This window comes from Stenotrophomonas sp. 10N36 (assembly GCF_056395005.1).
Window position 1 is genome coordinate 30,520 of the sequence record NZ_JBFTIS010000003.1, and the last position, 13,087, is coordinate 43,606.

Here is a 13,087-nt window from a genome sequence, read left to right on the forward strand (position 1 = left end):
CGCGTTCACACGCAGCAGGAGCAGGCTCATGAAGGGCGACGCAAAAGTCATCGAATTCCTCAACAAGGTCCTCTACAACGAGCTGACCGCGATCAACCAGTATTTTCTGCACGCCAAGATGCTGAAGAACTGGGGCCTGAAAGAACTGGCCGATCATGAGTACAAGGAATCGATCGAAGAGATGAAGCATGCCGACATGCTGTCCGATCGCATCCTGTTCCTCGAAGGGCTGCCCAACTTCCAGGCGCTGGGCAAGCTGCGCATCGGCGAGAACCCCACCGAGATCCTGCAGTGCGATCTGGCGCTGGAGCGCGATGGCGTGGTCACGCTGCGCGATGCGGTGGCCTACGCCGATTCGGTGGGCGACTACGTGAGCCGCCAGCTGTTCGTGAAGATCCTCGATTCAGAGGAAGAGCACATCGATTGGCTGGAAACCCAGCTCGACCTGATCGAACGCATCAGCGAGCCGAACTACCTGCTGACCAAGCTGGACGACTGAGTCAGCCCTGCAGCGGTACGCGCAGGCCGTTCTGATACCCGGCCAGCGCGATCCGTGCGCGCGCGAACTCGGCGATGAGCAGCGCCACCGCCACGGCGGGGCGTTCCAGGGTGCCGGCGCGCGCGTCGTGTTCGATCCGGCGCGAGGCGGCCGACAGTGCCAGCGCGCCCACATTGGCGCTGGCCGACTTGAGGCTGTGCGCCAGCGCGCGCAGCTGATCCAGGTCGGCGGCCACCGAGGCATCCTGCAGCTGGGTGATCAGCGCCGGGGTGTCGTCCAGGAACACGCCGATGATCTGCGCGGTCTGCGCGCCGATCACCTCCACCAGTTCATCGAGCACGCTGCTGTCCAGCACGGGCAGCGGGCTGTCGTCGCTGTCGGGCATCACTGACGGCGGCAGTGCGGCGAACGACATGTCCGGCGCGCGCGCCTCGGCAGGCGGCGCGGGCCACTGCGACGGGGCCGCGTTGGCTTGCCAACGTTGCAGGCACGCCAGCAGCGAGGCGCGGTTGACCGGCTTGGACAGGTAGTCGTCCATGCCGGCTTGCAGGCAGCGCTCGCGGTCACCGGCCATGGCATTGGCGGTCATCGCCACGATCGGCTGGCGTGCCGCGCCGGTGTCGGCTTCGTGCGCGCGCCAGCGGCGGGTGGCCTGGTAGCCATCCAGCACCGGCATCTGGCAATCCATCAGCACCAGGTCCACGCGCTGGCTGTGCAGGTGCTGCAGCGCCTGTTGCCCATCGGTGGCGGTGACCACGCTGCAGCCCAGTACCTGCAGCAGGCGCTGCGCAACGGCCAGGTTGACGCTGTTGTCTTCCACCAGCAGCACGCGCATCCCCAGTTGCGGAGCAGGCGCGCTGCCGGTATCGGCCACCACCTCGGCCAGTAGCGGCGCCGGGCGGGCGGGGGCCATGGCGGGGCGCAGCAGGGCGTGCAGGTCGCTGTCGGCGGCATCGCGCGGCAACGGCAACGCGTCTTCCAGCAGTACCGATGCGAGGGGCTCGGCACCCTGCAGCCACACCAGCCTGGGCACAGGATCGCGACCGTCGCGCAGCACGGCCCGGTGCAGGGCGGTGGCGCCGTGGCGCAGGGCCTCGGTATCGGCAAGGACCCAGCTCAGCACCGGTTCGATGCCGGGGCGCTGCGGTGCACGCAGGATGTCCAGCGCGGCCGAGGCGCTTTCCACCACGTGCAGGCGCATGTCGTAGTGCTGCAACACGCGGTCCAGGCGCTGGGCCAGCAGCGCGTCGGTACTGACCAGGAGCGCGCGGGTGGTGGTGGTGCCGAGGGCGGGCAGGTCGCCGATGACCTTCAGCAGCGGAATCTCGAACCAGAACGTGGCGCCATGGCCCGGCGTGGAGCTGACCCCGATGCGACCGTGCATCAGGTCGATGATGCGCTTGCAGATGGCCAGCCCCAGCCCGGTGCCGCCGTAAATGCGGGTGGTGGAGGCATCGGCCTGGCTGAAGGACTGGAACAGCCGCGACTGCAGGGCCGCGTCGATGCCGATGCCGGTGTCGATCACTTCGAAGCGCAACTGGTGCTGGGCGCTGGTTTCGCCCAGGCGCTGCACGCGCACCCGGACCTGGCCGCGTTCGGTGAACTTGATGGCATTGACCAGCAGGTTGCCCAGCACCTGGCGCAGGCGCACCGGGTCGCCGCGTACCGACAGGCGCACCGCCGGGTCCAGTTCCAGTGACAGCTTCAACGCCTTGGGATCGGCGCTGCGCTGCATCAGCTGGACCTGCCCTTCGAGCAGTTCGCGCAGGTTGAAGGTGGTGATCTCCAGGTCCAGGCCCTTGGCCTCCAGACGGGAGTAATCGAGGATGTCATCGACGATGCGCAGCAGCTGCTGCGAGCTGACGGTGGCGGTCTGTAGCATCTGCCGCTGGTCGGCGCCCAGCTGGCCGCCCGCGATCAGGTCCAGCATCGGCAGGATGCCATTGAGCGGCGTGCGGATCTCGTGGCTCATGGTGGCCAGGAACTCGCCCTTGGCCAGCGCGGCGGCTTCGGCGGCCTGCTTGGCCTGCAGCAGTTCCTGTTCCAGCACATCCTGCTGCTGCACCGCGTGGTGCAGCTGATCGCGCTCGGCGGCCAGCGCGTCGCCGCGGCGTTGCAGCTGCTGCAACCGTTGCTGGGTGTCGCGCCAGTGCTGCACGCAGCTCAGGCTGGCAATCACCGTCACCACGGCCGCCGCGGCGGCAATCAGCGACCACGGGCCACGGCTGCCGATGGCGGCCATCAGTGCGGCGGTGCCTGCAACCGCGGCGGCCATGGCGGTCAGCCAGAGTGCGCGGGGTACCCGTCCTTGGGTGGTCGTCATCACAACACCGCGTTGTGGAAGTCGAAGTTCAGTTCACTGCCCGCCGACTGCACCATGTTGCCCTGGATGAAGTCGACCCCGCCCATCCACATCGCGGCGGCCGCCTGTGGATCTTCGATCTGTTGACCGATGATCTGCAGGCCGGCGCGGTGCGCGTTGTCGATGGCCGCACGCAGTTCGTCGCGGGTGCGCTGGTTGGCGTGGCTGCTGGAGAAGCGCGCGGCCATTCGCACGTACGTCAGCGGCAGCTGGGTGAGCAGGGCGTTGGCTTCCCCGCCCGGTTCGAACTGGCTCAGGCAGAACCGCACACCGGCCGCGGCCATGCGCGAGCAGAACTGCTGCAGGGTGACGGTATGGATCAGCGCGTCCGGCAGGCGGACGTCGATGACCAGCGCCTCGCCGGCGATCTGGCGGCGCGCCAGCGATTCCAGCAGCCAGTCGGCGAAGGCATCACGGGCCAGCGTGCGCAGCGACTGCGACACGAACAGGCTCAACGGCTGGGTAGCATGGCGGTACAGGTCGAGCAGGCCCAGCGCGTGGTCAAGCACCTGCTGGTCCAGGTCGGCGATGCGCCCGGCGGCTTCGGCGGCCGGAATCACCTGGCCGGCGGCGAGCACGGTGCCATCGGCCTGGCGCAGGCGCAGCAGCACCTGGTACTGGGCGGTATTGCCGCCGGCCACGGCCACGATCGGCTGGTAGGCCAGTTCCAGCTGGCCTTCGAGCAGGGCCAGGTGTTCCTGCGCGGCGACATCTTCGCGGCGCACGTGCGCGGCGACCCCGGCGCTGAGCAGGCGCGCCTGCAGAGTGGTGCGTTCCACCGCTTCCAGCGCGGTACCGGCATCGCTGAAGCCCAGCGAGAGCTGCGCATGCCCGACCACGCCGCGCAGGTGCACCGACTCGTCGTCGCGGATCACGAAGGCGCGCCCCGACAACTGTTCACGCAGGTGCTGGGCCACGCCGTCCAGGCTTTCCTCGTCGATGCCGCGCGCCAGCACCAGGAAGCTGTTGTCGTTCAGGCGTGCCAGCAGGTGCGGCTGCGCGCTGTCGGCCAGGCGCTGCGCGGCCTGCACCATCAGGCGCTCGAACGCGGCGTAGCCATAGCGTTCGCGCAGGCCCAGGGCACTGGCCACTTCGATGAAGAACAGGCCGCCATGGTCGCGGTGGGCCAGCGAGGCCGCCAGCTGCTGCATCACATGGTGGCGGGTGGGCAGGCCGGTCTCGGGGTTGTTCATGGCCGGCGCGCCATTGGCGCCGGGCTGGGTGGCGGCCTGCGCACGCGCACGGCGGATCCGGTTGGACACCGCGGCAATGAGGTGGCGCGGACGGATCGGCTTGCTCAGGAAATCGTCGGCGCCACTGTCGAGCACTTCGAACTGGCGCTCCGGGTCCGGATCGCCACTGAGGAATACGATGGGCAGCAGCTGTTGGCCGGGTTGCTGGCGGATCAGCGCCGTCAGGCGCATGCCGTCCAGGCCGGGCAGGTGCAGGTCCATCAGGATCAGGTCGGGGCGGTTGTCCGCGATGGCCTGCTGCACGCCTTCGGCGTCGCTGTGCACGATGGCCTCCATCCCGGCGCCGTGCAGCACGCTCTGCGCGAACAGGGCCTGGGAGCGGTCGTCTTCGACAATCAGCACCCGGTAGGGCGCATCCAGGCCGAGCGGCGCGGGGTCGTCTTCGCGCACCTGCGGTGCCTGCGGCAGCGGCGGTGGGGCTGCTGCGATAGCCGCGGTAAGCGGCACCACGTTGCTCGGCGCGGCAGCAACCGGCGCGGCGCTGCCGACCCACCGTTGCCAATGGTCGGCGGGCGGGGTCTCAGCGCGGGTGGCGCGGGCGGATGCAACAACGTTGTCGGTGACGGCCATCAATACTCCAAGTCTGCGACGCAATTATGCCGTGCCTGACTGTGCCTACGGTGGCAGCACGTCGCGATTCGGCAGCGCCCCGGGGCGCTCGGCGGCCTGCCCGAGCAACCAGCGCATGCCCTTCCACAACGTGCGCCACACCCACCACACCACCAGCGCGCCGATCAGGCTGCAGCCGACCACCACGATCAGCGCCAGCCACGGGTGGGCCAGCGCCAATGCCAGCCCGCCGACCACCACGGTGTCTTCGGCAGCGGAGGCCACCCAGTTGCTGGCCGGTTCCGGCGAGGTGTTGAGCAGGGCGCGGGTGCCGGACTTGAGCCCGTGGCTGGCCAGCGCCACCCCGGCCCCGGCGACCAGCGCGGTGCCGCTGAGTTCGCCGCCGGGTGACAGGGTGGCGGCGGCCAGGAAGGCGCCGGCCGGCACCCGGGCCAGGGTCTGGACCAGGTCCCAGACCGAATCCACCCCGGGAATCTTGTCGGCGAAGAACTCGGCCACCGCCAGCACCGCCGAGGTGCCCAGCACCCAGTACGATTCGGTGGCCTGCAGGGCCGGCGGCAGGTCCACCCAGCCCAGCAGCCCGGCCAGGCCCACGCCGAACACGGTCAGGTAGACGCGGATGCCCGCCAGCCAGGCCAGCAGGATGCCGACGACGAACAGATGGGCTTCGGTCATGACGCGCGCTCCGCCTGCAAAGTGTGCACAGGCCCACACTATCGGGGATGACGTCAATGAACGCCACCGCCGGCCACGCCCGCTGGCGCGTGAAATCGCCCGACCCTGATTTACACTAGCCAGTCGCTCGTTCCGACAGGGGCCGTGCCGGTATCGCCAAGCGCGCTGCCGCGGACAACCGCCATGAACTCTCCGACTCCATCGCGTATCCAGATCCGCCGGCCTGGCACGCCGCCCGTGCAGGATCGCCGCCGTCTGGCCATTCTGGCCGGGGTGTGGCTGGTCAGCGTCATCCTGGCCGTCCTGATCGGGCGCTGGACCGCCGGCCCCGGCGGGGATGCCGGCAAACAGCTGGACGCGGCGCAGGCGCGCGCGGAAAGCCTGAACAAGCAGGTGGTCGAGCTGCAGCAGCGCCAGGCCACGCTGCAGGCGTCGGACCGCATCAGCCGGGCCGCCAACAATGAGGTGCAGACCTCGCTGGGTGAGCGCGACGAGGAAATCGCCGGCCTGCGCGCCGACGTGGCCTTCTACGAGCGTCTGGTGGGGGCGACCAGCCAGCGCAAGGGCCTGAACACCCATTCGGTCGAATTCAGCCCGGAAACCGGCGGCACCTGGCAGTACGCGGTGGTGCTGACCCAGAACCTCAATCGCGGTGCCATCAGCCAGGGCCAGATGCGGTTTACCGTGGAAGGCGTCAAAGGCGGCAAGCTGACCTCGGTCAGCTGGGACGAGCTGCACCAGCGCACCAAGGTGCCGGGCCAGGAGTATTCCTTCCGGTACTTCCAGCAGCTCACCGGCAGCATCATCCTGCCGAAAGACTTCACCCCGCAACGTGTGCGGGTCACGCTGGGATCGGGCGCGGGGGGCGCCACCCAGGTTTTTGATTGGAAGCAGGCCGGCGCACCGGCGGCACCATCGGCGAAAGAAGGGGAGTAAGCCCATGTTTGGCAGCAACAAATCCAACCGCGACGGACATCTGGTCGTGGACGCGCTGATCGGCGCACAGGTGGTGATCCGCGGCGACGTGGAGTTCAGTGGGGGCCTGTATGTGGAAGGCACCATCCTGGGCAAGGTCATCGCCGCCGAGGGGGCAGCCAATGCCACCATCACCCTGGCCGAGCAGGGCAGCATCGAGGGCGAGATCCGCGCCCAGGTGGTGGTGATCAGTGGCCGTCTGGACGGCGACGTGCACGCCACCGAAAAGGTGGAACTGACCCCGACCGCGCGGGTCTCCGGCAACATCCACTACCAGGTGGTGGAGATGAACGCCGGCGCGCAGCTGACCGGTCGCCTGATCCACGGCAGCGCGCAGATGGCCGCATTGCCGCCGCCGACCGACGACACCGCCGGCAAGGGCAAGGACGGCGCAGCCCGCAAGAAGCTGGCCGAGGCCATGGCCTGAACGGCTGACTGCTTGAAAGCGTGCCCATGCGCCCCCATGCTGGGGACATGAGCACGCTTGTTTCCCTGCCCGGCGCACCTGTCGCCGCGCCGAACTACCAATCGCTGGACCGTCCCCTCAACTTCACCGAAGCCGCTGCGGCCAAAGTGAAGGAACTGATCCAGGACGAGGCCAGTACCAGCCTTGCCTTGCGCGTGTACATCCAGGGCGGTGGCTGCTCCGGCTTCCAGTACGGCTTCGAGTTCGATGAGAACCGTGCCGAGGATGATCTGGCGGTGGACACCAACGGTGTCACCCTGCTGGTGGATCCGCTGAGCCTGCAGTACCTGATGGGCGCCGAGGTGGACTACACCGAAAGCCTGACCGGCGCGCAGTTCGTGATCCGCAATCCGAACGCCAAAACCACCTGCGGCTGCGGCAGCAGTTTCAGCATGTGATCTGTCTGGCGCTGCCGACCACACCGGTCGGCTGGCGCTTGCCACTGTGATCGAATGTGGGCAGGCTTGCCGCATGTCGACATTTTCTACGCCGCTGTCCGGCTTTGCTTTCACCACCGATCCCCTTGAACGTGCCGATCCGCTGCGCCAGGACGCCGATGCGCTGGCGCGGCTGTGGCCCGATGCGCACGTGCTGGTGCTCGACACCGACGGCCGCGCGCTGGCCGGCGACGATGGCCAGCCGCTTGCGCTGACCGGCGCGCAGGTCGGGGGCGGGCCGGGAACGGCGATCTTCCTCGGGCTGCGCGGTGAGCGCGCCTGGTTCTCGCTGGAAGCAGCGGCCGTGGATGTCACCGCCCCGCAGCGGGTGGACCTGCGCGAGTCGGCCACCACGTGGTCGGCCGCCGATGCCAGCGCGTTCTGCTATGCGCGCGGGATGTCGTACTGGCAGTCGCGCACGCGCTTCTGCGGGGTGTGCGGCGGCGGCATCACCTTCGCGCGCGGCGGCTTTGTCGGGCGCTGCGCGCAATGCGGTACCGAGCACTACCCGCGGGTGGACCCGGCGGTGATCGTGGCGGTGGAAAACAACGGGCGGCTGCTGCTCGGGCGGCAGGCCAACTGGGCACCGCGCCGCTATTCGGTGCTGGCCGGGTTCGTCGAGCCGGGCGAGTCGCTGGAACAGACCGTGGTGCGTGAAGTGTTCGAAGAGAGCAAGGTGCGCGTTCGCCACTGCCAGTACCTGGGCACCCAGCCCTGGCCGTTCCCGGGCGCATTGATGCTGGGCTTTGCGGCCACGGCCGAAGACGACGTGCCCACGGTGGACGGCGAACTGGAAGATGCACGCTGGTTCACGGCCGAGGAAGTGGGCGCGGCGCTGGCCCGGGATGTCGAAGACGACGGCGAGGGCATCCGCCTGTCGCCGCCGATTTCGATTTCGCGCAGCCTGATCGAGCACTGGTACCGCCAGCAGGTGGGCTGAGCCACGGCCTGCGTTGCCGCTGGCTGAACACGCAGCGGCGTACATTACCCTCGGCCCGGGGAATTGCCGGGTCGCAAGGCATAGTAGCGGCCACGATCCGCGCCGGAGGCATACATGTTCACCACCCTGGTTGCCGTGCTGGTCGCCCTGGCCCTGGGCCATGTCGCGCCGGCTGCGGCCGTGGCCCTTCGCGGTTTCGGGTTCTACCGGCGCTGGCTGCAATGGCTGGATGCGCATGCGGCCGAAAACGGGTTCTGGCGCAGCCGCCAGGGCTGGGTGCTGGCGGTGCTGACGTGGGTGCTGGTGGTGGTGCTGCTGCAGTGGGCGTTGCACGGCCGCGTGTTCGGCCTGCCGTCGCTGCTGCTGGGCGTGGCCATCCTGGTGATCTGCTGGGGCCCGCGCGACCTGGACCGTGACGTGGAAGCGGTGATCGACGCCGATGACGCAAACACCCGGCACGCGGCGATTGCCCAGCTGCAATCGGCCGGGGGCAGCCTGCACGAGGACGTATCGTCGCTGGTCGAGGCCACGGTGCTCAACGGCCTGCGGCGCTGGTTCGCGGTGCTGTTCTGGTTCCTGCTGCTGGGCCCGGTGGGCGCCGTGGCATACCGGCTGCTGGCCTTGCTGGCGGTTGGTCCGATGCGGTCGCTGGCCCCGCTCGACGCTGTGGTCGGCGCACGGGTGGTGCTGGGCTGGCTGGAATGGCCGGTGGCCCAGCTGATGTCGCTGTCGATGGCTCTGGTGGGCAACTTCGACACGGCCTACAAGGCCTGGCGGCAGGCGCACGGCAACCAGTGGGCGACCTCGACGGTGTTCCTGGGCGCGGTGGCGCGCGCCAGCGTGAGCGCCGAACTGCGCGAAGAAGCCCACGACTACAGCGATGCCGGAATGGTGCCGGTGTGGCGGCGCCTGCCAGAGCTGCGCGATGCGATGAGCCTGGTGTGGCGGATGCTGTTGCTGTGGATGGCCGCGCTGGCCCTGCTGGTCATTGCCGGCTGGGTAACCTGACCCCGTAGCGCCGGGTTCTACCCGGCATCCGTATCCCGTAGTGCCGGGTTCTACCCGGCGCCTGCCACGCTAACCCGGCGCAAGCCAGTTGAACGGCGGCCACGGCAGGTTGCGTGCCACCCAGTACAGCGGCAGCAGCGTCAGCCAGAACGCGGGCGTCATCAACAGCGTGATCAGCGGCTGCAGCCCGCGCGGGCGCCACCCCAGCGCCCACCCCAGGACCAGCGGCGCCACGGCCAGCATCGCCATCGCCAGCGGGTTCATCGACAGCGCGGTGAGCACATCGCCGTGGACCAGCGCGTGCAGCGCCCGGGTCAGCCCGCAGCCAATGCAGTAGTAACCGGTGACGGCGAAGAAACTGCACGGCGGAAACGGGCTGTTGGCCGCGTTGGGATCGAAATGGCGCAGGGCCCAGATGCCCGCCCCGGCGGCGATGGCGGCCGGCGGCAGTGCGGCCAGCAGCCAGCGCCTGTGGCGCAGCCGGGCCATCAACGGCTGTTTTCGAGCTGGCGCTGCAGTTCCTCGATCTGCTCCATGTAACCGTCGGTGCCGGCCAGTACCAGCCACAGCAGCGAGAACAGGGTGGCGGCGATAAGGATGCCGGTGGTGATCCAGGCCCAGATCTTCGCGTTCTTCGAGGCCTGGCGTGCGGCGACCAGGTCGCCCTGGTTGAGCAGCGTGTTGACCTTGCTGGCGAACACGATGGCAACCACGCCGGTGACGATCGCCGGGAAACTCAGGCACGACACGCAGCACAGGAAGAACGACACGATGGTGACCACGATCGACCAGATCAGGTGGTTGGGCACGGTGCCCGAAGCGGGCGGCAGCGGCGTGGTGGCATTCAAGGGGCAAGCTCCAGAGGGGTGAAAAGGGGCGTGTGCCGTGCAGGGCGCGTGGGCTCGCTTGAGCGCGCGCTCACCCCGGCGCAAGCCAGGCGAACGGCATCCATGGCAGGTTGCGAAGCACCGCATACCCCACCAGCAACACCAGCCAGAACATCGGGCTGGCCAGCACGCGCATCAGCGGTTCAAGTACGCGCGGGCGCACCCCTGCACCGTGCAGCAGCATCAGGAGCAGGAAGGGCAGCGAAATCACCAGCAGCGGATTCATCGCGATGGCGCCCTGCCAATCGAAATGGACCAGCGAATACAGGCAGCGCGTGCTGCCGCAGCCGGGGCAGTACAGGCCGGTCAGTGCGTACAGCGGGCAACCAGGCAGCGGGCTGTTGGCGCCATAGGGGCTGACGTTGCGCAACACGAGGATTGCGCCTGCGCCCAAGCCGGCAACCAGTGCCGTGGGCGCCCAGCGGGCAAGCGTGGTTCGGGAGGGCAGGGCCATGACGCGCGAACGGCCCGGCCGGTGAACCCATGCGGGTTCCCCGGCCAGGCCGTCCCGGTGCTGATCAGTAGCCGCCGTTGCTCAGCGCGCCCAGGCCGCCCATCGCCATCACCAGCACGACGTACAGCACGGCGACGATGACGCCGGCAATGGCCGACCACATGGCCCACTTCTTCGCCTTGTCCGACGAGTCGCGCGCGCCGGCAAGGTCACCCGCGGCAATCTTGCCGTTGACCTGGGCAGCGTAGACGATCGACACGATACCGCCCGGCAGGCAGCAGAACAGGGTGGCCAGAATGGCCCAGACCAGGTGGTTCGGGATTTGTGCGGCAGTGGTGTTCATCTGAAAAGCTCCATTTTCTTGGGTGGATTGGACGGGCGTGAAACGGGGTACAACGCACGCACACACAGTGGCATCGTCATCGAGCGGTGCAACAAACGGTACGCATGATTTTTGGCCGCCGCCGCGCTGGCCTGCGCGGATCGGACGTCCCCCGGCGCTAATTTACCCGATGGACGCCCGGATGTATGCGTTTACATCCAGACGGCACTAGGCCTCAGCCATTTTCCCCGCGAAGCTGCCGTACCTGCTGCTCAAGGACCTCGGCGGTGACAGCCTGACCGGCCAGTGCCGGTGCGGCGGCCACCTCGACATGTGCGCGGAAGCGACGCGGCACGCGCATGCGGCCCAGCCGGGTGTCGCGCCGGCTCCACATGCTGGCCCACATGCCGCGCAGCGCCATCGGCACCACCGGCACCGGGCGGCGTTCGAGGATCTTCTCCACGCCGGACTTGAACGCGCCCATTTCGCCATCGCGGGTGAGCGCGCCTTCGGGGAAGATGCAGACCAGCTCGCCGTCGGCCAGCGCCTTGTCCACTTCATCGAAGGCGGCCTGCATCAGGGCGGGGTCTTCGCGCGCGCCGGCAATGGGGATTGCCTTGGCGGTGCGGAAGATCCAGCGCATCACTGGGATGTTGAAGATCTTGTAGTACATGACAAAGCGCACCGGACGCGGGATCGTCGCCGACAGGATCAACGCGTCCATGTAGCTGACGTGGTTGCACACGATCAGCGCAGCGCCTTCGTCGGGCACATTGGCTTCGATGCCGTGCAGGCGCAGCCGGTACAGGCCGCGCACCATCACCCAGCTGAGGAAGCGCATCAGGAATTCGGGGACGATGGTGAAGATGTAGATCGACACCACGGCATTGGCGATGGCCAGCGCCAGGAACAGCTGCGGGATGGTCCAGTGCAGGAACTTCTGCGTAGCCAGCGCGATCATCGCCGCGCCCACGATGAAGCCCGAGTTCTGGATGTTGAGCGCGGCGAACACGCGCGACATCTCCGACTTCGGCGTGCGGCTCTGGATCAGCGCGAACAGGGGCACCACGAAGAAGCCGGTGAACAGGCCGATGCCGATCAGGTCGATGATGATGCGGATGCTGCCGGGCTGGGCAACGAAGGCACCCACGCCCAGGCCAGCCGCGGTGGCGGTGCCGGCACGGGCGAAGTACAGGTCCAGCATGAAGGCGGTCATGCCGAAGGCGCCCAGCGGTACCAGGCCGATTTCCACCGTGCGTCCGGACAGCTTTTCGCAGAGCAGCGAGCCCACGCCGGTGCCAACCGAGAACAGCGCCAGCGCGAAGATGTACAGGGTGGGTTCGCCACCCAGGTTGACCACCGCGTAGGTGGGCAGTTGCGAGGTGAGCATGGTGCCCACGAACCAGAACCAGGACACGCCCAGGATGGCGTTGCGCACCGCTTTCTGCTTCTTGGCCAACCGCAGCACGGCCAGCGATTCGGGGATCGGGTTCCAGTTGATCTTCAGGTCCGGCGCGCCCGCATCCACTTTCGGGATCATGCGCGCGGTGATGTTGCCGAAGATGGCCAGCGCGATCACCGCGGTGGCCGCCACCACCGGGCCGAAGCTGCCGGCCAGGGTGAAGATGATGCCGCCGCTGATCATGCCGGTCAGGATCGACATCGAGGTGCCCATCTCGACCAGCCCGTTGCCGCCGGTGAGTTCTTCCGGGCGCAGCACCGAAGGCAGCACCGAATACTTCACCGGGCCGAACAGGGTGGACTGCAGGCCGGTGCAGAACAGGGCCACCAGCAGCACCGGCATGCTCTGGGTGAGGAAGCCGACGGCGGCCAGCGACATGATCGCGATCTCCATGGTGGTGGTGATCACGATCAGCCGCGATTTTTCCAGTTTTTCGGCGATCTGCCCGGCCAGTGCCGAGAACAGGAAGTAGGGCAGGATGAAGATGGCCGGCGCCAGCGTGGTGTACAGCGACTGCTCTTCCTGGCTGACGCCGAGGTAGAACAGCAGGCCGATGATGGCCTGCCTGTACACGTTGTCGTTGAACGCACCCAGCGACTGGACGATGAAGAACGGCAGGAAGCGACGCTGTTTGAGCAGGGCGAACTGGCTGTGGCCGGACATGGAAACTCCTTGCGAACCGGCGCAGCCTAGCATGCAGCCGGGCGGCCCCCGGCGTTGCGCCGATCTACGGCAGCCGGGCAGAGCCCGGCGCTACAGGAGCCGCCGTACGGCGTT

The 13,087-nt window shown here is 68.2% G+C and carries 14 protein-coding genes; 6 read left to right on the forward strand and 8 right to left on the reverse strand.

Annotated elements, in window-relative coordinates:
• Positions 1-28 precede the first annotated feature (28 nt).
• A complete protein-coding gene (bfr, locus tag AC1DCJ_RS05145; protein WP_128096615.1) occupies positions 29-499 on the forward strand; it encodes a bacterioferritin in 471 nt (156 codons plus the stop codon).
• Position 500: 1 nt separating this feature from the next.
• On the opposite strand, the gene AC1DCJ_RS05150 is transcribed toward bfr, so the two are convergent.
• From AC1DCJ_RS05150 to AC1DCJ_RS05160, 3 genes are read right to left on the reverse strand one after another with little or no spacing between them, the layout of a single operon-like run.
• Positions 501-2,822 (reverse strand): hybrid sensor histidine kinase/response regulator, encoded by a 2,322-nt coding sequence (locus tag AC1DCJ_RS05150; protein ID WP_448136654.1) that lies wholly within the window; start codon positions 2,820-2,822, stop codon positions 501-503.
• A complete protein-coding gene (locus AC1DCJ_RS05155; RefSeq protein WP_425533131.1) occupies positions 2,822-4,708 on the reverse strand; it encodes an EAL domain-containing protein in 1,887 nt (628 codons plus the stop codon). The genes AC1DCJ_RS05150 and AC1DCJ_RS05155 overlap by 1 nt, the downstream gene beginning before the upstream one ends.
• Before the next feature lie 21 nt (positions 4,709-4,729).
• Entirely contained in the window at positions 4,730-5,359 is a 630-nt protein-coding gene (locus tag AC1DCJ_RS05160; protein WP_137190599.1) for a DUF4126 domain-containing protein, read from the reverse strand.
• Between the two features lie 183 nt (positions 5,360-5,542).
• Here AC1DCJ_RS05160 and AC1DCJ_RS05165 point away from each other — a divergent pair, with 183 nt between their 5' ends.
• The 5 genes from AC1DCJ_RS05165 (at position 5,543) to ampE (ending at position 9,185) form a co-directional block, all read left to right on the forward strand.
• Complete coding sequence (locus AC1DCJ_RS05165) at positions 5,543-6,295, forward strand: DUF6776 family protein (protein WP_137190598.1); 753 nt, start codon at positions 5,543-5,545, stop codon at positions 6,293-6,295.
• A 4-nt stretch (positions 6,296-6,299) separates the two neighbouring features.
• Complete coding sequence (locus AC1DCJ_RS05170) at positions 6,300-6,761, forward strand: bactofilin family protein (RefSeq protein WP_478070286.1); 462 nt, start codon at positions 6,300-6,302, stop codon at positions 6,759-6,761.
• A 47-nt stretch (positions 6,762-6,808) separates the two neighbouring features.
• Positions 6,809-7,198: an iron-sulfur cluster insertion protein ErpA gene (erpA, locus tag AC1DCJ_RS05175; RefSeq protein WP_038685803.1), complete on the forward strand. Its 390-nt coding sequence runs from the start codon at positions 6,809-6,811 to the stop codon at positions 7,196-7,198.
• 73 nt (positions 7,199-7,271) lie between these two features.
• A complete protein-coding gene (gene nudC / locus AC1DCJ_RS05180) occupies positions 7,272-8,177 on the forward strand; it encodes an NAD(+) diphosphatase (protein WP_137190596.1) in 906 nt (301 codons plus the stop codon).
• 114 nt (positions 8,178-8,291) lie between these two features.
• Positions 8,292-9,185 carry a regulatory signaling modulator protein AmpE gene (gene ampE, locus AC1DCJ_RS05185; protein WP_478070287.1) on the forward strand — a complete coding sequence of 298 codons (894 nt, stop codon included), beginning with the start codon at positions 8,292-8,294 and terminating at the stop codon, positions 9,183-9,185.
• Positions 9,186-9,254: 69 nt separating this feature from the next.
• On the opposite strand, the gene AC1DCJ_RS05190 is transcribed toward ampE, so the two are convergent.
• The 5 genes from AC1DCJ_RS05190 to AC1DCJ_RS05210 all read right to left on the reverse strand — a co-directional run bounded on the left by AC1DCJ_RS05190 (position 9,255) and on the right by AC1DCJ_RS05210 (position 12,973).
• Positions 9,255-9,674 (reverse strand): DUF2752 domain-containing protein, encoded by a 420-nt coding sequence (locus tag AC1DCJ_RS05190; protein ID WP_478070288.1) that lies wholly within the window; start codon positions 9,672-9,674, stop codon positions 9,255-9,257.
• Positions 9,674-10,033 (reverse strand): CD225/dispanin family protein, encoded by a 360-nt coding sequence (locus AC1DCJ_RS05195; RefSeq protein ID WP_137190593.1) that lies wholly within the window; start codon positions 10,031-10,033, stop codon positions 9,674-9,676. The genes AC1DCJ_RS05190 and AC1DCJ_RS05195 overlap by 1 nt, the downstream gene beginning before the upstream one ends.
• Positions 10,034-10,103: 70 nt before the next feature.
• Complete coding sequence (locus AC1DCJ_RS05200) at positions 10,104-10,526, reverse strand: DUF2752 domain-containing protein (protein ID WP_137190592.1); 423 nt, start codon at positions 10,524-10,526, stop codon at positions 10,104-10,106.
• A gap of 64 nt (positions 10,527-10,590) precedes the next feature.
• Positions 10,591-10,869: a CD225/dispanin family protein gene (locus tag AC1DCJ_RS05205; RefSeq protein ID WP_313244975.1), complete on the reverse strand. Its 279-nt coding sequence runs from the start codon at positions 10,867-10,869 to the stop codon at positions 10,591-10,593.
• 214 nt (positions 10,870-11,083) lie between these two features.
• Complete coding sequence (locus AC1DCJ_RS05210; protein ID WP_313244974.1) at positions 11,084-12,973, reverse strand: MFS transporter; 1,890 nt, start codon at positions 12,971-12,973, stop codon at positions 11,084-11,086.
• Positions 12,974-13,087: the final 114 nt, after the last annotated feature.